Genomic DNA, 23,425 nt, shown 5'->3' with positions numbered 1-23,425 from the left:
GCGGCTAACGCCTTACCCGGGCTACAAACGGTGGCAGGACTCGTATCCCGGGTAAGACCCTCGCGTCGCACCCGGGAACGTAGTTTAGCCTTTGGCGCGGCTGGCGATAATCGCCTCAGCCACGTTGCGCGGGGCTTCCGCGTAGTGGTGGAATTCCATGCTGTAGGTCGCCCGGCCCTGGGACATTGAACGCAGCGTGGTGGAATAGCCAAACATCTCGGCCAGCGGCACGTCGGCGCGAATAATCTGGCTGCCGAACCGCTCCTCCATTCCCTGCACCATCCCGCGCCGGGAAGAGAGATCGCCCATAATATTGCCGGCGTACTCTTCCGGGGTCTCCACTTCCACGTGCATCACCGGTTCAAGAATAACCGGGTCGGCCCTGCGCGCCCCCTCCTTGAAGCCGAATATCGCCGCCATCCGGAAAGCCATCTCCGAGGAGTCAACGTCGTGATACGAACCAAACGTCAGGACCGCCTTAATATCCACCACCGGATATCCCGCCAGCACGCCGGTGCCCATCGCTTCGCGCAGCCCTTTTTCGACTGAAGGGATATACTCGCGCGGCACCACGCCGCCTTTGGTCGCGTCCTCAAACACGAAACCGCTTCCCGGCGCCAGCGGTTCAAGGGTCAGCACCACGTGACCGTACTGCCCTTTACCGCCGGACTGGCGAACAAACTTGCCTTCCACCTCTTTGACCGTTTTGCGGATCGTCTCGCGATAGGTCACCTGCGGACGCCCGATATTCGCCTCGACGCCAAACTCGCGCTTCATGCGGTCAACGATAATCTCCAGATGCAGTTCACCCATCCCGGAAATGATCGTCTGGCCGGACTCCTCGTCAGTATGCAGACGAAACGACGGATCTTCCGCCGCCAATCGCTGCAGGGCGATACCCATTTTCTCCTGATCGGCTTTGGTTTTCGGTTCAATCGCCAGCGAAATCACCGGCTCCGGGAACTCCATCCGTTCAAGGGTAATCACCGCATCCGGGTCGCACAGCGTGTCGCCGGTGGCGACATCCTTCAGGCCGACGCAGGCGGCAATATCTCCGGCGTGCAGTTCGTCCACTTCATGGCGATCGTTGGCCTGCATCAGCACGATGCGGCCGATGCGCTCTTTCTTGCCTTTCACCGGATTCCACACCGCATCGCCTTTTTTCAGTGTCCCGGAATAGACGCGGATAAAGGTCAATTGGCCGACGTAGGGGTCGGTCATCAGTTTAAATGCCAGCGCCGAGAACGGTTCGTCGTCGCTCGGGTGACGTTCAGCGGGCTGCCCTTTCTCATCCACGCCCTGAATCGCCGGAATATCCAGCGGCGACGGCATCAGCTCAACCACCGCATCAAGCATCCGCTGCACGCCTTTGTTTTTAAACGCGCTGCCGCACAGCACTGCCTGGATTTCCCCCTTCACCGTGCGCTGACGCAGTCCGGCGACGATTTCCGCCTCGCTCAACTCGCCGGTTTCAAGATAGTTATCCATCAGTTCGTCGCTGGCTTCCGCCGCCGCCGAAACCATTTTTTCCCGCCACAACCGGGCGGTTTCCAGCAGTTCGTCGGGCACCGGCGCATAGCTGAAGGTCATTCCCTGGGTAGCGTCATCCCACAAAATAGCGCGCATTTTGATGAGGTCCACCACGCCGGTGAAGTGCTCTTCGGCGCCCACCGGGATCACAATCGGTACCGGGTTCGCCTTCAGGCGATCGGTCATCATCTGCACCACGCGGAAAAAATCCGCGCCGGGGCGGTCCATCTTGTTGACGAAGGCCAGCCGCGGGACGTGGTATTTGTTCGCCTGGCGCCAGACGGTTTCCGACTGCGGCTGCACGCCGCCCACGGAGTCGTAAACCATGACCGCACCGTCCAGTACGCGCATAGAGCGCTCGACTTCAATGGTGAAATCCACGTGCCCGGGGGTATCGATGATATTAATCCGGTGTGGCTCAAAGCTGCGGTCCATACCGGGCCAGAAGCAGCTCACCGCCGCGGACGTAATGGTGATCCCACGCTCCTGCTCCTGCGCCATCCAGTCGGTAGTTGCCGCGCCATCGTGTACTTCCCCCAGCTTGTGGCTCATCCCGGTGTAAAACAGGATGCGCTCGGTGGTGGTGGTTTTGCCGGCATCGATATGCGCGGAGATACCGATGTTGCGATAACGTTCGAGGGGGATGGGTCGGGGCATGATGCGTCCTTAGTCATTTTGACTGTCAGTCAGCGGCCGGAATGAGCCGCCGTTCATTAAACGGCTTTCATCATAGTACAACTGTACGAGTATATTCGAACTATTTTTGCTATAGTTACGATTGGTATAGCTGCGACGACGCGCGTGGCTTTAGAAAAAGAGTTTGGGTATATTACCGGCCAGCCGCCGATAACGGCTGCTGCTCGCGGATCTGCGCCGCCGCCGACACAGGAATATTATGATCGCCAATCACCCCGAACGTGAACAAATTCGCCTCGAAAATGTGCTTTTCGCCCTCGGTAACCCGCTCCGGCTGGAGATTATCCGGATCCTTGCCGACGGCAGCGAGCAGAGCTGTAACGCCCTGCGTCATGAAGATGTGGCGAAGTCGACCATGACTCACCACTGGCGCGTCTTGCGCGACAGCGGGGTGATCTGGCAGCGGCCTCAGGGGCGGGAGAATTTGATTTCGCTGCGCCGGGAAGATTTAGACGCGCGCTTTCCCGGCCTGCTGGATACGCTGCTTAAGGTGATGCAGCAGGAGAAGTAAATCGCCCACATTTCTGCCGAATCTGCCGGAGGCGATGCTGCGCCTCTATCCGGGCAACCACCCCGCAAAACCACACGAACTCGTGCCCGGGAATCCCGGGTTGCGGCGTACACGCCTTACCCGGGCTACCAGACCGTGGGCAGCGGTGAATCTGTAGTCCGGCTAAGCGTAGCGCGAGTCGGAAAGATCGACATCCGCCAGAAACAAAAAAGCCGGAGGTTTCCCTCCGGCTTTCTCATCACCAAACGCGATCAGGCAACGTCTTCGTACTGCGGTACCGGGTTGCGGAAGCTTTTGGTCACGCAGGCCAGGTAGACCAGACCAATACCGCCCCAGATCAGGCCGAGAACCATGGAGCTCTCTTCCAGGTTGATCCACAGCGCGCCGACGGTCAGCGCGCCGCACACCGGCAGAACCAGATAGTTGAAGTGGTCTTTCAGCGTCTTGTTGCGTTTTTCACGGATCCAGAACTGTGAGATCACCGACAGGTTAACGAAGGTGAACGCCACCAGCGCACCGAAGTTAATCAGCGCCGTTGCCGTCACGAGGTCGAATTTAATCGCCAGCAGCGCAATCGCGCCAACCAGCAGTACGTTCCACGCCGGAGTCCGCCATTTCGGATGCACGTAACCAAAGAAACGCGTCGGGAACACGCCGTCGCGGCCCATCACGTACATCAGACGGGAAACGCCCGCGTGCGCAGCCATGCCGGACGCCAGTACGGTGACGCTGGAGAAAATCAGCACGCCCCACTGGAAGGTTTTGCCCGCAACGTACAGCATGATTTCAGGCTGCGATGCGTCCGGATCCTTAAAGCGCGAGATATCCGGGAAGTACAGCTGCAGGAAGTAGGAAGCCCCAATAAAGATCAGGCCGCCAATCAGCGCCGTCAGGAAGATAGCCTTCGGGATCACGCGCTCTGCGTCTTTGGTTTCTTCAGACAGCGAAGAGATACCGTCGAAGCCGAGGAACGAGAAGCAGAGAATGGTCGCACCGGTAATCATCGGCACCACGTGCGCGCCTTCAGACCAGAACGGACGGGTGCTGGTCAGCGTGCCCGCGCCTTCGCCGTGCATAACGCCGTAGATAATCAGGCCAACAATCACCGCTACGATACCCATCTGCAGGATAACGATCAGGGTGTTGAAGTTCGCCACGGTCTTAATGCTGCGCAGGTTGGAGATGGTCATAAAGGCCACCAGCGCAACAACAAAGATCCACGACGGAATGGAAGGCACCAGCGCTTCAAAGTAAATTTTTGCCAGCAGAATGTTGATCATCGGCATGAACAGATAGTCCAGCAGCGATGACCAGCCAACCATAAAGCCAACGGCCGGGCTAATGGATTTCTGTGCGTAGGTATAAGCGGAACCCGCCGACGGAAAACGGCGAACCAGTTTACCGTAGCTCAGCGCCGTGAAGAGAATGGCGATCAGCGCGAAGGCGTAAGCCGTCGCAACGTGACCATCAGTCAATCCAGAGACGATACCAAACGTATCGAACAGCGTCATTGGCTGCATATAGGCAAGGCCCATCATTACAACCGGAATCAACGTAAGCGTTTTACGTAATTCCACGCGAGAGGTTTTTGGAGTAGCGTTATGCGACATAGTTATCCCCTTTTACGGTGAACGCCAGCGCGTAAGCAAAAAATTGCCCCATTTCTTTGTATTCCTCAGCGACAACCACTGTCGGTTTTTAGTAAATATCTATCCGGTACGAAGCCCGGCCTCTTGGTATTGAATGATGTGTCTTTCAACCAAAAAAATAACCGACACTTTAAAAAAGCGTCGGCCAGTTTCTGATTTTCAGGACGCGTATTTTGCAACAACTACTGGCACGATGACAAGATGTTGCAAGGCTTAATAATTACGGCTAATCTCTAACAGATTAATATTCATACGATTTTAGTATTATAGACCTGATGGATAGCACTATTTGCTAATATCTCTGCTCGCCACCACTCGCCCGCCAGACCACCGCCCTCTTCATGCCAGCCAATCCACGCGCGATTTACCGGCGCAACCATCCTGGTTTGAATTATTCGCAGCTCGCCGCGCGCTAATAAAGGCTGCACCTGAAATAGCGGCAAATAGCCCCACCCCAGCCCGGCGCAAAGCAGCGTCAGCTGGCCGGAAAGATCGAATACCGTCAGGCTGTCCTGATTTTCTGCCTGCGGCAACGAGCCGCAGTTGGCAATCGCGCGATAACGGCGCAACGTGCGCCAGCTCAGCGGTTCGGTAATTTGCGCCAGCGGATGCTGGGGCGAAACGACAAATACCTGCGTCAGTTCACCGAGAAGCAGACAACCGTAGCCGCTTAGCGCCGGCGGGTCGCTCTGAACCCCGAGCAGCAGATCCGCCCGCCCTTCCGCCAGGGTCTGCCAGTCTGCTGCGAGGGTATCGCGGCGAAATTCCAGACGGGTGGCGTGATGCTGGCGATAAAACGCCGTTATCAGCGGCGCCAACAGGTGAAACGGGAAACCGCTATCAACGTTCAGCACCAGCCTGTCTTCCCAGCCCTGATGCAGCCTGACAGCCTGCTTTTCCAGCTCGCGGGCGGTATGCAGCACGTCGCGCCCTTTTTCCAGCAGCATCTGACCGGTACGGGTAAAGCGCGCCCGGTGGCCGCTGCGATCGAGTAGTTGAATATTGAGGTCGCTTTCCAGCTTATGAATGGTATAGCTCAGCGCGGAGGGTGTTTTATAGAGCTTTGCCGAGGCGGCGGCAAAACTGCCCTCTTTGTCGAGGGCATCAAGAATGACGAGCACATCCAGCAGTGGTTTCATCGCTACCCCCTTACGGTACGCGATTCACCGCTGGCGGATCACTCCATCGGCATCACCAGCGGGTCGGGATATTGGTATTCAAACCCCAGTTCGTTGCAAATACGGCTGCCATCCACGATCTTGCCGCTACCGTTTTCCGGGTTATCAGAGAAGACGGGAACGGGAAGCCCAAGCTCGCGGGCCATCAGCGGATAAAAGATGCCGCGCGCGGGATGCTTAGGCGCACATATATTATAGATGCGTCCGCCTTTCGGGGACTGCAATAACAGCTCGATCGCGGCGATCGCATCCTGGAGATGCACCAGGTTCACGCCGTGCTGGCCGTCCGGCGCGGATTTTCCGGCAAAGAAGCGCCCCGGGTGACGAGACGGCCCCACCAGCCCGGAAAGGCGCAGAATGTCCACCGAGGTGCCAGGAAGATTGTGCAGCCAGTCCTCCAGCTCTTTCAGCACTTGTCCGCTGGCGGTTTGCGGATTACGGGGCGAGCTCTCTTTCAGCGTGCCGCTGGCGTTGCCGTAGACGGAAGTTGAGCTGGTAAACAGGATGCGCGGCACGTGATGCGCGAGCGCGGTATCAACGATTTCCTGTACCGCCTGACGATAGAAGTCGTCTCCCGGCCCGGTCCGGCGCGCCGGCAGGGTAATCACCAGCGCGTCGACGTTCATTAATGCATCCAGGTCCTCAGCGTCGCAGACCAGCTGCGGCTCCAGACGCAGCGGGTAGCTGTCGATACCGCACATCCGCGCCGCCTCCACGCCATCCTGGGTGGTCTTACTGCCGGTGACCTGCCATCCCCGCGACATCAACGACAGCGCAAGCGGCATACCCAGCCATCCTAATCCTACAATTGCGACCTTCTTCATCCCCTTGCTCCTGAATTTTCGCTGTGCTGACTTAAGGCTACGCCAGCCGGCGGCAACTGACAATTTCTTCGGTCAATATGAAATGAATTAATGATAGAAAAAAGCCCTTGCTTTATGCGAGTGAAGTGGTTTAGGTTAAAAGGCATCAAATGCATAGTCATTCACAGAGAATTTTATGAACAGCGTTCAATTTAAAAACCACCATCATCACCATCATCCTGACTAGTCTTTCAGGCGATGTGTGCTGGAAGACATTTGGATCTTCCAGTGGTGCATGAACGCAAAAAAAGCCCCCGGAAGATTCACTTCCGGGGGCTTTTTTTTGGACCGCATTCGGACAGATTCAGACAGGGTTACAGAGGAAAATAACAATGTTAGACAATAGTCGTTTACGCATAGCTATTCAGAAATCAGGGCGTTTAAGCGAAGATTCACGCGAATTACTCAGCCGCTGCGGCATCAAAGTGAATCTGCACACCCAGCGCCTGATCGCGATGGCGGAAAATATGCCGATCGATATTCTGCGCGTGCGTGATGACGATATTCCTGGCCTTATCATGGACGGCGTGGTCGATTTGGGGATTATCGGTGAAAACGTGCTGGAAGAAGAGCTGCTGAGCCGCCGCGCCCAGGGCGAAGATCCGCGCTACTTTACCCTGCGCCGCCTCGACTTCGGCGGCTGCCGCCTGTCGCTGGCGACCCCGGCGGATGAACCCTGGGACGGCCCTGCGGCACTGGACGGCAAACGCATCGCGACCTCTTACCCGCACCTGCTGAAGCGCTACCTTGACCAGAAAGGTATCTCCTTTAAATCCTGCCTGCTGAACGGCTCGGTTGAAGTGGCCCCGCGCGCTGGCCTGGCCGACGCGATTTGCGACCTGGTCTCTACCGGCGCGACTCTCGAAGCGAACGGCCTGCGCGAAGTGGAAGTCATGTTCCGCTCCAAAGCCTGCCTGATCCAGCGCGACGGTGAGATGGCGGATAGCAAACAGCAGCTGATCGACCGCCTGCTGACCCGTATTCAGGGGGTGATTCAGGCCCGCGAATCGAAATACATCATGATGCACGCGCCCACCGAGCGCCTGGAAGAGGTTGTCGCCCTGCTGCCCGGCGCCGAGCGTCCGACCATCCTGCCGCTGGCGGGGGACAAGCAGCGCGTCGCCATGCACATGGTCAGCAGCGAAACCCTGTTCTGGGAAACCATGGAAAAACTGAAAGCGCTGGGCGCCAGCTCCATTCTGGTTCTGCCGATTGAGAAGATGATGGAGTAATCCGGCGGGTCGGTCACGGGACAAACAGGGGAAACAATCATGAGCTTCAACACAATTATCGACTGGAACGGCTGTGGCGCAGAACAACAGCAACAACTTTTAATGCGTCCGGCCATTTCCGCCTCCGAGAGCATCAGCAAAACGGTGGCGGAGATCCTGAATAATGTTAAAGACAACGGCGATGCGGCCCTGCGTGAATACGGCGCAAAGTTCGACAAAACCGAGGTCACAGCGCTGAAAGTTAGCGAAGAAGAGATTGCCGCCGCCGGTGCGCGCCTGAGCGACGAGCTCAAGCAGGCGATGGCCGTAGCGGTTAGAAATATCGAAACCTTTCACAACGCGCAGCGGCTGCAGGCCGTAGATGTGGAAACCCTGCCGGGCGTGCGCTGCCAGCAGGTGACCCGCCCTATCGCCTCCGTTGGCTTATATATTCCCGGCGGCTCGGCGCCGCTGTTCTCAACGGTCCTGATGCTCGCCACGCCGGCGCGCATCGCGGGCTGCCAGCAGGTAGTGCTGTGCTCGCCGCCGCCGATTGCCGATGAAATTCTCTATGCCGCCCAGCTATGCGGCGTGCGCAATATCTTTAACGTCGGCGGCGCGCAGGCAATTGCCGCCCTCGCCTTCGGCACGGAGTCGGTGACGAAAGTCGATAAAATCTTTGGCCCGGGCAACGCCTTCGTTACCGAAGCCAAGCGCCAGGTGAGCCAGCGTCTTGACGGCGCGGCTATCGATATGCCCGCCGGGCCATCGGAAGTGCTGGTGATCGCCGACAGCGGCGCAACCCCTGATTTCGTCGCCTCTGACCTGCTTTCCCAGGCGGAGCACGGCCCGGATTCGCAGGTGATCCTGCTGACGCCGGATAGCGCGATGGCCACCCGCGTCGCCGAAGCCGTTGAGCGCCAGCTGTCCGCGCTGCCGCGTGCGGAAACCGCCCGTGAGGCGCTCTCCGCCAGCCGGATCATCGTGGCCCGCGATATCGCCCAGTGCGTGGAAATATCCAACCAGTACGGCCCTGAACACCTGATTATTCAGACCCGCAACGCCCGCGAACTGGTCGATGGCATCACCAGCGCCGGCTCGGTGTTCCTCGGCGACTGGTCGCCGGAATCCGCCGGGGATTATGCCTCCGGAACCAACCACGTGCTGCCGACCTACGGCTACACCGCGACCTGCTCCAGCCTCGGCCTGGCGGACTTTCAGAAACGCATGACCGTGCAGGAGCTGTCCCGCGACGGGTTCGCCGCCCTCGCTTCCACCATTGAGATACTGGCCGCCGCCGAGCGCCTGGACGCCCACAAAAACGCCGTTACGCTGCGCGTTGCAGCCCTTAAGGAGCAAGCATGAGCATCGAAGATTTAGCCCGCGCCAACGTCCGCGCGCTGACGCCGTATCAGTCTGCTCGCCGTCTGGGCGGTAAGGGCGACGTCTGGCTGAACGCCAATGAATTCCCCACCGCGGTTGCGTTCCAGCTGACCGAACAGACGCTGAACCGCTATCCGGAACCGCAGCCGAAAGCCGTCATTGAACGCTATGCGCAGTATGCTGGCGTTAAGCCGGAGCAGGTGCTGGTCAGCCGCGGCGCCGACGAAGGCATTGAACTACTGATCCGCACCTTCTGCGAGCCGGGCCAGGACGCGGTGCTCTACTGCCCGCCGACCTACGGCATGTACAGCGTCAGCGCCGAAACCATCGGCGTGACCTGTCGTACGGTGCCGACGCTCGCCGACTGGCAGCTGGATCTGCCGGGCATCGCAGCCAATCTTGACGGCGTGAAAGTGATTTTCGTCTGCAGCCCGAATAACCCGACCGGACAGATTATCAACCCGAAAGATTTCCGCACCCTGCTGGAGATGGCGCGCGGTAAAGCCATCGTGGTCGCGGATGAAGCCTATATTGAGTTCTGCCCGCAGGCGACGCTGGCAACCTGGCTGAACGAGTATCCGCATCTGGTGGTTCTGCGCACGCTGTCCAAGGCGTTTGCCCTGGCTGGACTGCGCTGCGGCTTTACCCTCGCCAACGTCGAGGTCATTAACGTACTGCTGAAAGTTATCGCGCCCTATCCGCTCTCGACGCCGGTCGCCGATATTGCCGCTCAGGCGCTGAGTGCGGAAGGGATTGCCGCTATGCGCGAGCGCGTGGCGCAGATCCTCAACGAACGCGATTATCTGGTCAGCCAGCTGCGCAGCATTGCCTGCGTGGAAGAGGTGTTCGCTTCCGAGACCAACTACGTACTGGCGCGGATCACCGCGTCCAGCGCGGTGTTTAAATCTTTGTGGGATCAGGGCATTATCTTACGTGACCAGAATAAACAACCTTCATTAAGCGGCTGTTTGCGTATCACTATCGGTACCCGTGCAGAGAGCCAGCGCGTCATTGACGCTTTGACTGCGGAGAATGTATGACCCAGAAGTTTCTCTTTATTGACCGTGACGGTACGCTGATTTCCGAGCCACCGGTTGATTTTCAGGTAGACCGCTTCGATAAGCTGGCGTTTGAGCCGCAGGTGATCCCGGCCCTGCTCAAGCTGCAGCAGGAAGGGTATAAGCTGGTGATGATCACCAATCAGGACGGACTGGGAACCGCCAGCCTGCCGCAGGACGAGTTCGACGGCCCGCACAACCTGATGATGCAGATCTTCTCCTCACAGGGCGTCAACTTTGACGAGGTGCTGATTTGCCCGCATCTCCCGGCGGATAATTGCGACTGCCGCAAGCCGAAAACCAGGCTGGTGCTGCCGTGGCTGGAGCAAGGGGTGATGGACACCGCCAATAGCTACGTGATTGGCGACCGGGCCACCGACATTCAGCTGGCGGATAACATGGGCATTACCGGACTGCGCTACGATCGCGAAACGCTTGACTGGCCGACCATTTGCGAACAGCTGACCCGTCGCGACCGCTACGCCCACGTTGAGCGCATCACTAAAGAGACCCAGGTGGATGTCAAAGTGTGGCTCGATCGCGAAGGCGGCAGCAAAATCTCCACCGGCGTCGGCTTCTTCGATCATATGCTTGACCAAATTGCCACCCACGGCGGCTTCCGTCTGGAGGTCAAGGTCGGCGGCGACCTCTATATTGACGATCACCACACCGTGGAAGACACCGGCCTTGCGCTGGGCGAAGCGCTGAAGCTGGCGCTCGGCGACAAGCGCGGCATCGCCCGTTTCGGCTTTGTGCTGCCGATGGACGAATGCCTGGCCCGCTGCGCGCTGGATATTTCTGGCCGCCCGCACCTTGAATACAAAGCTGATTTTACCTATCAGCGCGTTGGCGATCTGAGCACCGAGATGGTCGAGCACTTCTTCCGCTCGCTCTCCTATACCATGGCGGTCACTCTGCACCTGAAAACCAAGGGCAAAAACGACCACCACCGCGTTGAGAGCCTGTTTAAGGCCTTCGGTCGCACGCTACGCCAGGCCATCCGCGTCCAGGGCGACACGCTGCCATCTTCGAAAGGGGTACTCTGATGAACGTGGTGATCCTCGATACCGGCTGCGCCAACCTCAATTCGGTGAAATCTGCGGTGAGCCGCCACGGCTACGAGCCGCAGGTCAGCCGTGACCCGGACGTGGTGCTGCGCGCCGATAAGCTGTTTCTGCCGGGTGTAGGGACGGCTCAGGCGGCAATGGACCAGCTGCGCGAACGGGATTTAATCGATCTGATTAAAGCCTGCACCCAACCGGTGCTGGGCATTTGTCTCGGTATGCAGCTGCTGGGAAAACGCAGCGAAGAGAATAACGGCGTCGACCTGCTGGGTATTATCGACCAGGACGTGCCAAAAATGACCGACCACGGCCTGCCGCTGCCGCATATGGGCTGGAACCGGGTATATGCTAAAGCGGGCGATCGTCTGTTTCGCGGCATTGAAGACGGGGCGTATTTTTACTTCGTCCACAGCTACGCGATGCCGGTCAACGTTAACACCATCGCTCAGTGCAGCTACGGCGAGGCCTTCACCGCGGCGGTGCAGAAAGATAACTTTTTTGGCGTCCAGTTCCACCCTGAACGCTCCGGCAGCGCCGGGGCGCAGCTGCTGAAAAACTTCCTGGAGATGTGATGATCATTCCTGCTTTAGATTTAATTGACGGTACGGTCGTCCGTCTCCATCAGGGCGATTATGGCCAGCAGCGCGACTACGGCAACGATCCGCTGCCGCGCCTGCAATCCTATGCCGCGCAAGGGGCCGAAGTGCTGCATCTCGTCGATCTGACCGGGGCGAAAGATCCGGCGAAGCGCCAGATCACGCTGCTGAAAACGCTGGTTGCCGGCGTGAACGTGCCGGTGCAGGTCGGCGGCGGCGTGCGCACGGAAGAAGACGTGGCCGCCCTGCTTGACGCGGGCGTGGCGCGCGTGGTGGTGGGCTCGACGGCGGTGAAGTCGCCGGAAGTGGTGAAAGGCTGGTTTAAGCGTTTTGGCCCGCAGCATCTGGTGCTGGCGCTGGACGTACGGATCGATGCGCAAGGCAGCAAGCAGGTGGCCGTTAGCGGCTGGCAGGAGAATTCCGGCGTAACCCTGGAGGAGCTGGTGGAGAGCTATCAGTCCGTCGGCCTGCAGCACGTGCTATGTACCGATATTTCCCGCGACGGGACGCTGGCCGGGTCTAACGTCTCGCTGTATGAAGAAGTCTGCGCCCGCTATCCGCAGGTGGCGTTTCAGTCCTCCGGCGGCATTGGCGATCTGCATGATATCGCCGCGCTGCGCGGAACCGGGGTGCGCGGGGTGATTGTCGGCCGGGCGCTGCTGGAAGGTAAATTTAACGTAACGGAGGCCATTCAATGCTGGCAAAACGGATAATCCCCTGTCTTGACGTTCGCGACGGCCAGGTAGTGAAAGGCGTGCAGTTCCGTAATCACGAAATCATCGGCGATATTGTCCCGCTGGCAAAACGCTATGCCGACGAAGGCGCGGATGAGCTGGTGTTCTACGATATCACCGCCTCGAGCGACGGTCGCGTGGTGGATAAAAGCTGGGTATCGCGCGTTGCGGAAGTGATCGACATTCCCTTCTGCGTCGCCGGCGGCATTAAGTCGCTGGAAGAGGCGGCGCAAATCCTCTCCTTTGGCGCGGATAAAATCTCCATCAACTCCCCTGCCCTGGCGGACCCGACGCTGATTACTCGCCTGGCCGATCGGTTCGGGGTGCAGTGTATTGTCGTGGGTATCGATACCTGGTTTGACGCCGAAAGCGGGAAGTATCACGTCAATCAATATACCGGCGATGAGAGCCGTACGCGGGTGACGCAGTGGGAAACGCTGGACTGGGTGCAGGAAGTACAAAAGCGCGGGGCCGGCGAGATCGTCCTCAATATGATGAATCAGGACGGCGTGCGTAACGGCTACGATCTGCAGCAGTTAAGCAAGGTACGCGCCGTGTGCCACGTGCCGCTGATTGCATCCGGCGGTGCCGGGACTATGGAGCACTTCCTGGAAGCCTTCCGCGACGCCAACGTCGACGGCGCGCTGGCCGCCTCAGTGTTCCACAAGCAAATTATCAATATTGGTGAACTGAAAACGTACCTGGCAGCACAGGGCGTGGAGATTAGGGTATGTTAAGTGAACAGCTGGATTGGCAAAAAACCGACGGTCTGATGCCGGTCATCGTGCAGCACGCCGTTTCCGGGGAGGTGCTGATGCTGGGCTATATGAATCAGGATGCGCTGGCGAAAACCGAAGAGACCGGTAAAGTGACCTTTTATTCACGGACCAAACAGCGTCTGTGGACCAAGGGGGAAACGTCGGGTAATTTTCTCAACGTGGTGAGCATCACCCCGGATTGCGATAACGACACCCTGCTGGCGCTGGTAAATCCGATTGGCCCAACCTGCCATAAAGGCACATCGAGCTGCTTCGGTGAAACCGGCCACCAGTGGCTGTTTCTCTACCAGCTGGAGCAACTGTTGGCCGAACGCAAGCATGCTGACCCGGAGAGCTCTTACACCGCGAAGCTGTACGCTAGCGGCACCAAGCGCATTGCCCAGAAGGTGGGAGAAGAAGGCGTTGAGACCGCCCTGGCCGCCACGGTGCATGACCAGTTCGAGCTGAAGAATGAAGCGTCGGATTTGATGTATCACCTGCTGGTGCTGCTGCAGGATCAGGGGCTGAATTTAACGGACGTGATTAACAATCTTAAGAGCCGTCACTGATGCCTTTCGCCCCCGCGCTGGCGGGGGCGATTTGCGGCCTATCAGGGTTTCTGCTCCAGCAGCGTGCTGTAGAGATTCACGTAGGCATCAATCATATGTTCGGCGGTAAACATCTCCTCAAAGCGGCGACGAGAATTTGCGCCATAGCGCGCTGCCGTTTCATCACTGTGCCACAGTTCGTTCATCGCTTCGACCAACGCTGCGCTGTTATCCGGCGGGATCACGCAACCATTGACCTTATCCTGGTTGATAAACGAGGTTCCGGTGCCAATTTCACACGAGATCAGCGGCCGGGCGAACCGCGCTCCTTCCAGTAAGGTAATGCCAAACGCCTCTGAGCGCAGGTGCGAGGGAAAGACCACCCCGCGGCACAGATGAAAGAGAATATATTTATCCTCATCATTCAGCATGCCGGTGAATATCACGTTATTCAGGCCGCGCTGTTCAGCCTCACGGCGAACTTCCGCTTCCAGCGGGCCGCCGCCGACAATAACGATCGGCAGTCGACTGCGCTCTGCGGCATCCAGCAGAATATGCAATCCCTTATAGTAACGAAATGCGCCGACAAAAAGGAAAAAGCGCTCGCCGACTTTCTCTCGCCAGTAAGCCAGGCGCTGCGGATTATGCTGCACATCCTTTTGCTCGAGGCCGAAGGGAATGACCACCGTTTTATCGAGGTATTTTTGCAGCGTCTGGCTGGAGGCTACGTAGTTTGGCGATGAGGCCACAATGCAGTCAACGCTGGAAAGAAATTGCTCCTGCAGCGGTTGATATAATTTCATTAGCCGCTTTTGTTTCACAATATCGGAATGATAGGTGACAACGGTTTTCGCTTTAGGATGCGCCATCAGATGTAGCATATCCATAAAGGGAAACGGGAAATGATAGTTAATAATATCGTAGTTATCTTTAATTTTATTAAATCGCTTTAACGCGCCGAGTGAGAATGGCGTCGAGGCGATTTCAATTAATTGCTTATTATAGATAACCTGATGCTGTTCGTAAGCCACTGGCCCGGTATTTTTATCCGGGGAAAAGGTGAAGACGTCGGCCGCGATCCCCCGACGAGCGCAGCCCTGGCACAACTGATAAATGACCTGTTCAATACCACCGTAGGTATTCGGATAATAGGTCTTATAGACGTGTAAAACTCTCAACTTGCACCCTTAGAGTAATTTATAGGCATCGATCGTCTGGGCCGTACAGGTTTCCCACGAAAACTGTTGTGCCTGAATAAAACCGCGCGCTACTGCTATCTCCCGCCAGTATTCATCCTGCAGACTTTGCAATATATGAGCGCTTATCGCGTCTACATCGTTAGGGTCGGATAACAACCCCGCATCCCCTGCCACTTCAGGTAATGATGTGACATTGGAGCATACTACTGGAATACCGCAAGACATTGCTTCAAGAATAGGTAATCCGAATCCTTCATAAAACGAAGGATAAATAAAGGTTCTGGCTGCCGCATATAAATACGGAAGATCGCCATCCGGGACATAACCCAGATAACGGATCCATCCTTCACGAGTCCCGCGTTCAACGATCTGCCACAGCGCATCGTCTTCCCACCCACGGTAACCGCTGAGAATCAGCGGGTAGCGCACGCGCGTCTCCATCGGCAGAAGCTGGTACGCCTGCAACAGGCCTCGAATATTTTTCCGCGGCTCCATCGTGCCGATGTAAAGCGCGTAGCGCTGCCACTCCAGCTGATATTTCTGCAGAACCGGCAGACATTCATCCGGGCTGCGCGGAATATAGTCGCCGCTGCAGGCAAGATGGGTCGTCACGATCCGATCGGCAGGATAGTTAAACAGCCGGATAATTTCGCTGCGGGAAAAGTCAGATACCGTCAAAATAAGCTTTGCCGTGTCCAGACTTTCGCGCAGTGACTTTTCCATATAACGCACCCGGTCCTTTGGATGAAATTCCGGACAGGTGAATATGGAGATATCATGAAATGTGGTTACGGCACGTTCCAGACGATGCGGCAGATAAAAGTTAGGCCCATGATAGATATAATCTTTATAATCGCGCAGCGCCCACGCCTGGCGACGCGGATGCAACACGCGATAGGCTTCAATCAATAACGGCTGACGGCGTAAAAAAGCCGTCAGTTTACCGTGATTGCTGGCTCGGGCATCCGCTTTATTTTCAATCTGGGGAATGCTGTCAATAAATGAAGAGCCGTGAAATAATTTTAGCTCTTCAATTTCGCTGGCCACCGCCAATCGTTTTACCAGTTCGAGGGAATAACGACCGATACCCGTTAATGGATATTTGATTGGCTCAGTTGCAAATATAATTTTCATAATGAATGGCACATCATTAAGCTGGCATCCCCTGCATTAAAAGGCAAAAAATGCAGGGGACTATTTTATTTAAAATATTTAGCTTTAGCTAAGCCTTGACACATATTAACCAGGCGACGGGATACGGCCTGATAATCATGCTGCTCCCGCCAGGCATCGGCTCGTTTCTGAGTAGCGCTGGCCCATGAATCCTGCTGACGAATGGAATGTAAAATCCGATCGATGCCCTGGCTAATATCATCCACGCTGCATCCATCAAATTTAAAGACTGCATCATCCAGGTCATCAAATATTGCCAGCGGCGTAACGGCAACAGGCTTCTGCGTCGCCATACCGTAACGCACCGCCCCGCTCGCCGACTCGCCGGTATTCTGATAGGCAAAAATCAGCAGATCGGCTTCGGAAAGTAAGCGCAGACTTTCATCATCCGGCAGAAAATCGTTATGCATTTCAACCAGATCGGTTACGCCCAGACGTTGAGAAGCGGCTTTAAGTTCCGCAACCAGATCGCGCGATTCACCCACCGGATATTCCGCATTCACCAGACGCAGACGAACCGGCTTGCCGGCCTGCTTAAGACGATGGACGGACTCAACAAGTTCCATCAATCCCTTATGCGGCAAACAAAAACCGTAGCTGGCGATTAAGGGTAATGCCTGCGGATTATTGCGCGGCGACGGTGCAGAATAATTAATTACCCCATGGGGGAACAAGGCAACATTGTCGGTGAGACCCAGCCCTTTCAGACGATTCATATCGGCAATGGAATGTACCAGCAATCGATCGCAAAGCGCCAGCGCATCCACCATTTCGGCAAGGCGGAAGTTCCATTCCGGCTCTTTTTGCGGATCCACCGTCGAATGCATCGCCATTACAACCACGCGTCCGGCATCATGCTGATGGCGAATGAACGCCGCCAGTTCACGATGATTGAAGAAACCGTAGTTAAACTGAATCACTAATACGTCAAGACGTAGCGCATCGATTTGCTGCTGAAGATTTTCCAGATAGTTGTTCTCTTTACCGACTATCCAGTTACGCAGAACAAAATCTTCATCAGGATTAACTAAATCTTCCGCGCTGACCTGCGGAGCAAATATCACATCCGCGCCATGCGGCGCGCTTTCCACTAAATGCTGAGAATAGGTAGCAATACCGCACTTAGTGTTCCAGGTCGTCAACCAGCCGATGCGCGCCCGGTGTTGAGCGATATCAATGTGCGCCCGCAACGTCTTAACAGCCTGCTGAGAGCGCTCGGCGACTGCCGCCCAGGTAAATTGCGATAGAATGCGCTGACGCCCGGCATCCGCCATTTCCCGCAGTGCGGATTTATCCGTCGATGCAGCTTGCTGCAGGGCTTCCGTTAAATTATCGATATCCACGCTGGCCCAGGTGGATGCAAACAGACCAAAGTGGGTTTTTACTCGAGTGAACTGATAATCCACCAACCATGAATTTTGTGAATTCACAAAATCAAGCTGACCACTCCAGTTGGTGACAATCGCCGGGAGTCCGCTAAGCATTGCTTCAGCGATAGGCAGACCAAACCCCTCCGCGCATCCTGGCGCAACCAGCACGTCACAGCTTTCATAGAGGCCTTTCAGCTCCTCGGCCGACATATCCGCTTTAATCACCTCGACCAACGGATAGTCTGCAAACTCGCTTTGCGCTTGCGCAAGCCAGGCGTCTATTTCGTTATGCGGATTATTAAAGGTTTTAATGGTCAACGAGACATTGTCACGGCGGGTAAACGCCCTGCCCCAGGCCTGCAGCATCGCCTGAACGCCCTTGCGCGGAAAGCAGGAAGAGACATGCAGGAAACGGAACATCCCCTCTGCGGCGCGGTTCAGGGGTTTTGCCGGGGTGTTCAGCCAATGATCGCAGCCGTTACCCACGACAAACGCCGGTACGCTCAGCCCGTTGTCGATCAAGACCTTACGAACGTGTTCAGATGTACACAGGACGCCATCCAGTTCACGATTGAATTCATGTATCCAGGGCTGCGGGAAGCCGGTTTCTTCCCAGGCATAGCAGTGAAGCAATTTAACCCGGGCATTCATATCCGCCACGCGCGGAGGGTAGATATTACGGCTGAGGATATCAACCTTTTTGCCCGCCTCAATTGACCGGCATTTATTGTAAAAATTAAGCAGATCGCTATTTTCGGCCTGCGCCATAAATGCCGCATCAGGGGCAAAATCCCCCGGCCCTTCCGTTGAGTGCAGCAGCACATCGACGCCATCCCCCGCCAGCGCGCGGGCAAATTCACGATTCACAAGCGCCAGGCTGTATGAACTATCGAAAGGCCCTTCTACGCGCCAGTTTAGGGCATCGTCTTCAAGCTGATAGAGCTCAGCCGTTTTCAGGTTGAAATCCATGGCCGTCGCGCATAAACGTAAATCGCGATCTTCAGGCTGCCCTTGAGAAATGGCGAGGATGCGCTGAACCAGCGCCGCTGGCGAAGCGTGTGCTGCGCTTTTTCCCTGCACTGCGATGTTTTCAAACGCTTCCAGCGCCGTAACAGCGGCCTTATCCCATGAGAAATTTCGCGCCTGCTGCTGCGCCATCTCTTTCAGACGCGCCAGGAAATGCGCATCCGTCAGGCATTGGGTCATTTTTTCCCGAATAGAGGAGACGGAATACGGGTCAAACAGGGCATCAGGATTACCGATAACTTCAGGAATGCTGGTGACGTTCGAGCCAATAGCTGGCGCGCCGCACGACATTGCCTCCAGCACAGGCAGGCCAAAACCTTCATGTAACGAGGCAAAGATAAAGAGCTTACATAGCCGGTAAAGCTGAATCAGTTCGTTTTCCGGCACATAGCCGGTCAGCACGAACTCCCCCTGCTGCAGGCCATTCGCAGAGGCCAGGGATTCGAGATACTGACGATCGCCAATGGAAAGCTTACTGACGATCACCAACTGATGTGCGCGACGTAATTCATCACTGAGCCCGGAATAGGCCTCAATCAGACGTTTAAAGTTTTTACGCGAATCGAACCCACCCGGCGCATAGAGGACAAAATCGCGCTGAATGCTATAGTGGCCAAGAACCGTCTCTTTTTCGCTTGCGCTAACTTCTGCCATGCAAAACTGCGGGTCCGCCGCGGCGGCGATATTACGCACATGGTCGCCCTGCAGATGCAGGTGTTCAATCGCCTCCTGGGCGGTATAAGCGGAGTTAGTCAGCAGAAGATCGGCATTCTTTAACCATTCAACTTTCTGCAGGTAATAGGGCTTATAAACGTCGTCCAGCAGATAGGTTTCCGCCTGCACCAGCGGAATCAGATCGTGGTGCAGAACCGCCACTTTGTAGCTGCGGCTAAACTTATGCACAGATGTGACGGCATCATCGACGTGCCCTTCAAACAGGCTGGTGATGAAAACGACATCCGGGCGTAGCCCCTCAAGGAAGGCTTCACGCATCAGCTCAGCGCTTTCCCGACGCCATTCATTGCCTCTGTCCATCGCCCGCACCGGACCCGCAGCGTGCCAGATGACGATATTTTCTGCCGGCAGCAGATCGGCAAACTGCGCTTTCACGTCAGCGATGGATTCCCCCAGCATGGCGGATAAAGCGATGAAAACTTCGTGCTGGCTATTATTCCTGATAATCGCCCTGGCAATAGAAACACTATAACGACCGATGCCACGAAAGCGGCTTTCCGTCTGCGCGCCTTGTAAATCAATGACAATACGCATCGTTATTTCTCCGTATTTTTATTTTTTAATTCGTTATAAATACTCAACGCGCGACTTGTCATCTCTTCAGTGCCCACATCGTATCTTCTGGACCTCGCCATCATCATTGGATCCGTCGACACCAGCATCACGCGCTGGAACAGGCGCTGGAACAGTTGATAACTGCCGGTTTTCCTGAGGATCTTAAACAGATACACCTTTGATTTAGGATAGCGATGGAAAAAGACCAGCGAGAGCGCCATCCCTTTGCGCAATATTTTTCTTGCCGCACGCCGGCAGCGAACTTTAGCCCCTTCCTGACGCAACAGCTGGCGCTGGAAAGAGAGCCAGCGCAGCGGCTGTGTGACTCGCCATGAGCGGCTATTATGCAGATCGGCTACCTGCTGTTGAAGCTGGTGATTATGCGCGACCAACTGGTTTAATTCGCCAACCTGGCCCTGCAGTAGCTGAATACTCTGTGCCATTTCACCCATTTTCCGGGCGTAGGATTTATCGAGCGCCGCCAGCCGGGCGGCTGAATCCGCCTGCTGTTCTTGCAGAATTGCGTCGTATCGCTCGCTTAAGGCATCCAACGTCAGGCCGTACTGCTGAGTGAAAAGAGGCTCGAAGCTGGCGAGAACTTCTGGCAGCGCGTCTTTCTGCGCAATAATACTGTAATCGGGGCTGACGCCTTTCAGAACATCAACCAGTTTAATCGCCGCATCAGCGGCTTTCAGGGCATCCTTTTCCTGCAGACGTACAGTGATCGCGCGAGTGAATCCATAGTGGATGGGTAAAAATTCCAGCAACGGCGGCGGCAGCGGATGATGATGAGTGGGGTCCATATAGAATGAACAGGCTCCAACGCTCAGGTTCTCCGGGTTCGGCGTCTCAAGTATCAACAAACCGCCCGGTTTCAACACGCGCAGGGTATGCTTGACGAGCTGCTGTAAGACCTCGAAAGGCAGGTGTTCAGCAATATGGAATCCGGTCAGCGCGATAAGGCTTTCGTCTTCCTGCTGCTCGAGAAACTTCAGGCAGTCCATTTTCTGCACGTTCAGCCCAGCTTCCCGGGCGCGGGCCAGCATACCGTCATCAAGGTCAACGCCGATGTTAGCGATGCCGTTTTCATTCAGGATTTCCAGCCACTCTCCGCGGCCGCAACCGATATCGGCAATCACCCCATCCGGATAACGTGCTTTTAAGCGCGCCAGAAAAGGTAAATAAAAACTCAGGCGGCCTTTAATATCTTCGACCGTACCCCTGTGTCGTTCTTCAAATGAACGGTAAAACGACGAACCCATTAAGAAATCTCCAGTTCAGGCGGCAGCCAGGACACACCGACAAACTCTTTTTGATCCGTATTCACGACGTTGAATACTACCGCCAGATCGCGCCATTCATAGTTTTTGCCCAGATGGGTACTTGAAGTATGTAACGCGACAGCAACGGAATAAGAACCTACGCCCAGGTTAGCGTCGAAAGAGAACATGAATGAGCGCTTTTCTCCTTTTTTCAGGGAGGTGAGCGCCTGATTCAGGTGATGCGTATTGGTTCCAAAGACAGGCTGTCCCAGGCGATCCTTGATCATGTAACCCACCACCAGTTCAGGAATATCTTCCTTAACCTGAACATTGACCTGCAAGTGAACGCGCTCCCCTACTGCAGCAAACTCGGTCACATTACGCTGTTCATCCAGCAGGTTCACTTCAGCAATGGTTACCTCACCGGTGCCGGAAACAGTTTGCGTTTTGCCGTTGTGTTCGACCTGTTTAATAGACTGATTTTGCTTATCAGCCAGCAGCGCATTGTAGTAATCCATGACGGCTTCCGGCTCGCCTTCCATTTCAATGCGGCCCTTATTCAGCAAAATGGCGCGATCGCAGATGCTTTGGATCGCCTGCTTATCATGGGATACCAACAGCAGCGTTGTTCCTTCCTGGCGGAATTTGCGAATACGCTCGAAACTTTTATGCTGGAAATAAGCATCGCCAACGGAGAGCGCCTCATCGATGATCAGCACATCCGGGCGAATCGCCGTGGCCACGCTAAAGGCCAGACGCACCTGCATACCGCTTGAATAGACGCGTACCGGCTGGTCGATATAGTCGCCAATTTCGGCAAACTCTTCGATCTCAGGCATCAGCTCGGTGATTTTGTCGGAAGACAGCCCCAGCAGCTGTCCTGACATATAGACGTTTTGGCGACCGGTAAAATCGGAGTGGAATCCCATGCCCAGCTCAAGTAACGCAGCCACACGCCCGGAGATTTCTATGCCTCCGGTCGTCGGCCTTGAGGTTCCGGTAATCAGCTTCAGCAAGGTACTTTTGCCCGCGCCGTTTATGCCGATGATGCCAACCGCCTCGCCGGGCGCGACTTCAAAGTTGATGTCGCTAAGGATCCATTTCAGATTGTGGCGCTTAGTATTAAAGGGGGATAACCATTCGATCAGTCGGCCAGTTTTTGAGTGATACTGACGATAGGCCTTGCCGACATTATTTACTCTGATATAGCTCATTATAATTCATCCACCATATCCGCCGCATGCTTGCGGAACATCCTGAAACCGATGACGCAGAAAATAACGGCAAGAGCCAGAACTGGCCATAGCGAATACCAGTTCGGCGCCTGGTGATAGGCGAATATCGACTGATAAGACTGCATGACGCGCGTCATTGGGTTATACAGCAGCAGATTTTTCGCCCAGCCCGGCAATGAATTGAGGACATAGACGATTGGCGTAAACCAGAACCAGAACTGGAGCGCAACGCCCACCAGTTGGCCAACATCGCGGAAAAAGACGTTCATGACGCCCAAAATCATGCCCAGGCCGCCGGCAAACAGCACCTGCAACAGAAGAACCGGAATTACCGAGAAAAACAGCCAGCCAGGGAAATTACCGGTGACGATAATAAAGATCAGGAACAAGCTAAAGATAATCGCGAAATTCAGGATCGCCGACAGAGTGACAATAATCGGCAGGCAGATTTTCGGAAAGCTTAGCTTTTTAATCAGGTTCGCGTTGTTAATAAAAACGCTCTGCCCTTTATCCAGCATTTCCGTAAAAAGTCCCCAGGTCAGTACGCCCGAACAGAGATAGATACTGTAGGCAAACGGACCGGTGTTATCCGGCATTCTGGCTTTCATGACTTCAGAAAAAACCAGGGTGTAAACCAGAATCATTGAGAGCGGCTGTAAAACCAGCCACAGCGCGCCCAGCATACTGGTTTGGTAGCGCGCCTGAAAATCGCGCTTAACGCTGCTCCAGATAAATCCCCGATAACGATAAATCGTCGTGAACAATTCTCTCACCTTATTCCCCGCTTAACAGGTGTAACAACTCTGCTGTTTTTTCTTTCATCAGCGCAGGCGCTGCTTTTGACTCCACGTTGAGACGCACTACCGGCTCGGTGTTCGAGCTGCGCAGGTTAAAACGCCACTCCGGATATTCAATACTGATGCCGTCTGTGGTGTCCACGTTGACGGCATCCGGTTCATAGCGCTCACGGATGCGCGCTATTGCCGCCGCCGCGTTCTCCAGCTTGCGGTTTATTTCCCCCGACGCCGGGAACGCTGCCTGCCGGTCCGCCACCAGCGCCTTCAGCGGGCTGTTCTTCAGACACAGCAGCT

At 55.8% G+C, this 23,425-nt stretch carries 20 protein-coding genes, 1 pseudogene and 1 other annotated feature; of the genes and pseudogenes, 10 read left to right on the top strand and 11 right to left on the bottom strand.

Annotation, left to right across the window (positions count from 1 at the left end; genetic code table 11):
• Positions 1-84: 84 nt before the first annotated feature.
• Positions 85-2,187 (bottom strand): elongation factor G, encoded by a 2,103-nt coding sequence (gene fusA / locus ABLV75_RS17725; RefSeq protein ID WP_348855052.1) that lies wholly within the window; start codon positions 2,185-2,187, stop codon positions 85-87.
• 238 nt (positions 2,188-2,425) lie between these two features.
• On the opposite strand from fusA, the gene ABLV75_RS17720 reads away from it, so the two are divergent.
• Positions 2,426-2,737: a helix-turn-helix domain-containing protein gene (locus ABLV75_RS17720; RefSeq protein WP_004103633.1), complete on the top strand. Its 312-nt coding sequence runs from the start codon at positions 2,426-2,428 to the stop codon at positions 2,735-2,737.
• A 251-nt stretch (positions 2,738-2,988) separates the two neighbouring features.
• Here ABLV75_RS17720 and ABLV75_RS17715 read toward each other — a convergent pair whose 3' ends face one another.
• From ABLV75_RS17715 to ABLV75_RS17705, 3 genes are all read right to left on the bottom strand, one after another.
• The gene (locus tag ABLV75_RS17715) at positions 2,989-4,347 is read right to left on the bottom strand and encodes an APC family permease (RefSeq protein WP_004103635.1); all 1,359 of its coding nucleotides are present in this window, start codon (positions 4,345-4,347) and stop codon (positions 2,989-2,991) included.
• Positions 4,348-4,634: 287 nt separating this feature from the next.
• Positions 4,635-5,525 (bottom strand): LysR substrate-binding domain-containing protein, encoded by an 891-nt coding sequence (locus tag ABLV75_RS17710; protein ID WP_104876723.1) that lies wholly within the window; start codon positions 5,523-5,525, stop codon positions 4,635-4,637.
• A gap of 38 nt (positions 5,526-5,563) precedes the next feature.
• Positions 5,564-6,388 carry an SDR family oxidoreductase gene (locus ABLV75_RS17705; RefSeq protein WP_135800783.1) on the bottom strand — a complete coding sequence of 275 codons (825 nt, stop codon included), beginning with the start codon at positions 6,386-6,388 and terminating at the stop codon, positions 5,564-5,566.
• A 175-nt stretch (positions 6,389-6,563) separates the two neighbouring features.
• On the opposite strand from ABLV75_RS17705, the gene hisL reads away from it, so the two are divergent.
• From hisL to hisIE, 9 genes are all read left to right on the top strand, one after another.
• Positions 6,564-6,614, top strand: a complete 51-nt coding sequence (gene hisL, locus ABLV75_RS17700; protein WP_009654477.1) for a his operon leader peptide — start codon at positions 6,564-6,566, stop codon at positions 6,612-6,614.
• Positions 6,590-6,712 (top strand) — a sequence feature (His leader region). (Overlaps the previous gene by 25 nt.)
• Before the next feature lie 47 nt (positions 6,713-6,759).
• Positions 6,760-7,659: an ATP phosphoribosyltransferase gene (gene hisG, locus ABLV75_RS17695; protein WP_004113925.1), complete on the top strand. Its 900-nt coding sequence runs from the start codon at positions 6,760-6,762 to the stop codon at positions 7,657-7,659.
• 39 nt (positions 7,660-7,698) lie between these two features.
• Entirely contained in the window at positions 7,699-9,003 is a 1,305-nt protein-coding gene (gene hisD, locus ABLV75_RS17690) for a histidinol dehydrogenase (protein WP_004103640.1), read from the top strand.
• Positions 9,000-10,061: a histidinol-phosphate transaminase gene (hisC, locus tag ABLV75_RS17685; RefSeq protein WP_135800782.1), complete on the top strand. Its 1,062-nt coding sequence runs from the start codon at positions 9,000-9,002 to the stop codon at positions 10,059-10,061. Before hisD ends, hisC begins: the two co-directional genes overlap by 4 nt.
• Positions 10,058-11,125: a bifunctional histidinol-phosphatase/imidazoleglycerol-phosphate dehydratase HisB gene (gene hisB, locus ABLV75_RS17680; RefSeq protein ID WP_004103644.1), complete on the top strand. Its 1,068-nt coding sequence runs from the start codon at positions 10,058-10,060 to the stop codon at positions 11,123-11,125. Before hisC ends, hisB begins: the two co-directional genes overlap by 4 nt.
• The gene (hisH, locus tag ABLV75_RS17675) at positions 11,125-11,715 is read left to right on the top strand and encodes an imidazole glycerol phosphate synthase subunit HisH (RefSeq protein ID WP_004103646.1); all 591 of its coding nucleotides are present in this window, start codon (positions 11,125-11,127) and stop codon (positions 11,713-11,715) included. The genes hisB and hisH overlap by 1 nt, the downstream gene beginning before the upstream one ends.
• On the top strand, positions 11,715-12,452 hold the full coding sequence (gene hisA / locus ABLV75_RS17670) for a 1-(5-phosphoribosyl)-5-[(5-phosphoribosylamino)methylideneamino]imidazole-4-carboxamide isomerase (RefSeq protein WP_196090446.1): 738 nt from the start codon (positions 11,715-11,717) through the stop codon (positions 12,450-12,452). The genes hisH and hisA overlap by 1 nt, the downstream gene beginning before the upstream one ends.
• The gene (hisF, locus tag ABLV75_RS17665; protein ID WP_004113932.1) at positions 12,434-13,210 is read left to right on the top strand and encodes an imidazole glycerol phosphate synthase subunit HisF; all 777 of its coding nucleotides are present in this window, start codon (positions 12,434-12,436) and stop codon (positions 13,208-13,210) included. Before hisA ends, hisF begins: the two co-directional genes overlap by 19 nt.
• Positions 13,204-13,800, top strand: a complete 597-nt coding sequence (gene hisIE / locus ABLV75_RS17660) for a bifunctional phosphoribosyl-AMP cyclohydrolase/phosphoribosyl-ATP diphosphatase HisIE (RefSeq protein ID WP_004103655.1) — start codon at positions 13,204-13,206, stop codon at positions 13,798-13,800. Before hisF ends, hisIE begins: the two co-directional genes overlap by 7 nt.
• A gap of 41 nt (positions 13,801-13,841) precedes the next feature.
• Here hisIE and ABLV75_RS17655 read toward each other — a convergent pair whose 3' ends face one another.
• The 7 genes and pseudogenes from ABLV75_RS17655 to ABLV75_RS17625 form a co-directional block, all read right to left on the bottom strand.
• Positions 13,842-14,957, bottom strand: a complete 1,116-nt coding sequence (locus ABLV75_RS17655; protein ID WP_004103657.1) for a glycosyltransferase family 4 protein — start codon at positions 14,955-14,957, stop codon at positions 13,842-13,844.
• 9 nt (positions 14,958-14,966) lie between these two features.
• On the bottom strand, positions 14,967-16,112 hold the full coding sequence (locus ABLV75_RS17650; RefSeq protein ID WP_196090447.1) for a glycosyltransferase family 1 protein: 1,146 nt from the start codon (positions 16,110-16,112) through the stop codon (positions 14,967-14,969).
• Positions 16,113-16,177: 65 nt separating this feature from the next.
• Positions 16,178-19,816 carry a glycosyltransferase gene (locus tag ABLV75_RS17645; protein ID WP_224227024.1) on the bottom strand — a complete coding sequence of 1,213 codons (3,639 nt, stop codon included), beginning with the start codon at positions 19,814-19,816 and terminating at the stop codon, positions 16,178-16,180.
• A 2-nt stretch (positions 19,817-19,818) separates the two neighbouring features.
• Positions 19,819-21,099, bottom strand: a complete 1,281-nt coding sequence (locus ABLV75_RS17640) for a class I SAM-dependent methyltransferase (protein ID WP_196090385.1) — start codon at positions 21,097-21,099, stop codon at positions 19,819-19,821.
• On the bottom strand, positions 21,099-22,313 hold the full coding sequence (gene wzt, locus ABLV75_RS17635) for an O8 family O-antigen export ABC transporter ATP-binding subunit (protein ID WP_032745105.1): 1,215 nt from the start codon (positions 22,311-22,313) through the stop codon (positions 21,099-21,101). The genes ABLV75_RS17640 and wzt overlap by 1 nt, the downstream gene beginning before the upstream one ends.
• A complete protein-coding gene (wzm, locus tag ABLV75_RS17630; RefSeq protein WP_026055979.1) occupies positions 22,313-23,107 on the bottom strand; it encodes an O8 family O-antigen export ABC transporter permease subunit in 795 nt (264 codons plus the stop codon). Before wzm ends, wzt begins: the two co-directional genes overlap by 1 nt.
• A 1-nt stretch (position 23,108) precedes the next feature.
• A pseudogene (locus tag ABLV75_RS17625) lies at positions 23,109-23,425 on the bottom strand (phosphomannomutase CpsG); the annotation flags it as partial.

The organism is Klebsiella sp. CN_Kp066 (genome assembly GCF_040065135.1).
Classification (GTDB): Bacteria; Pseudomonadota; Gammaproteobacteria; order Enterobacterales; family Enterobacteriaceae; genus Klebsiella; species Klebsiella oxytoca.
This window is presented reverse-complemented; position numbering and strand designations above follow the sequence as displayed.

Bases quoted from the DNA above. Each gene is read 5' to 3' on its own strand.
- fusA (WP_348855052.1), bottom strand. From the start codon at position 2,187: ATGCCCCGACCCATCCCCCTCGAACGTTATCGCAACATCGGTATCTCC.
- ABLV75_RS17720 (WP_004103633.1), top strand. From the start codon at position 2,426: ATGATCGCCAATCACCCCGAACGTGAACAAATTCGCCTCGAAAATGTG.
- ABLV75_RS17715 (WP_004103635.1), bottom strand. From the start codon at position 4,347: ATGTCGCATAACGCTACTCCAAAAACCTCTCGCGTGGAATTACGTAAA.
- ABLV75_RS17710 (WP_104876723.1), bottom strand. From the start codon at position 5,525: ATGAAACCACTGCTGGATGTGCTCGTCATTCTTGATGCCCTCGACAAA.
- ABLV75_RS17705 (WP_135800783.1), bottom strand. From the start codon at position 6,388: ATGAAGAAGGTCGCAATTGTAGGATTAGGATGGCTGGGTATGCCGCTT.
- hisG (WP_004113925.1), top strand. From the start codon at position 6,760: ATGTTAGACAATAGTCGTTTACGCATAGCTATTCAGAAATCAGGGCGT.
- hisD (WP_004103640.1), top strand. From the start codon at position 7,699: ATGAGCTTCAACACAATTATCGACTGGAACGGCTGTGGCGCAGAACAA.
- hisC (WP_135800782.1), top strand. From the start codon at position 9,000: ATGAGCATCGAAGATTTAGCCCGCGCCAACGTCCGCGCGCTGACGCCG.
- hisB (WP_004103644.1), top strand. From the start codon at position 10,058: ATGACCCAGAAGTTTCTCTTTATTGACCGTGACGGTACGCTGATTTCC.
- hisH (WP_004103646.1), top strand. From the start codon at position 11,125: ATGAACGTGGTGATCCTCGATACCGGCTGCGCCAACCTCAATTCGGTG.
- hisA (WP_196090446.1), top strand. From the start codon at position 11,715: ATGATCATTCCTGCTTTAGATTTAATTGACGGTACGGTCGTCCGTCTC.
- hisF (WP_004113932.1), top strand. From the start codon at position 12,434: ATGCTGGCAAAACGGATAATCCCCTGTCTTGACGTTCGCGACGGCCAG.
- hisIE (WP_004103655.1), top strand. From the start codon at position 13,204: ATGTTAAGTGAACAGCTGGATTGGCAAAAAACCGACGGTCTGATGCCG.
- ABLV75_RS17650 (WP_196090447.1), bottom strand. From the start codon at position 16,112: ATGAAAATTATATTTGCAACTGAGCCAATCAAATATCCATTAACGGGT.
- ABLV75_RS17645 (WP_224227024.1), bottom strand. From the start codon at position 19,816: ATGCGTATTGTCATTGATTTACAAGGCGCGCAGACGGAAAGCCGCTTT.
- ABLV75_RS17640 (WP_196090385.1), bottom strand. From the start codon at position 21,099: ATGGGTTCGTCGTTTTACCGTTCATTTGAAGAACGACACAGGGGTACG.
- wzt (WP_032745105.1), bottom strand. From the start codon at position 22,313: ATGAGCTATATCAGAGTAAATAATGTCGGCAAGGCCTATCGTCAGTAT.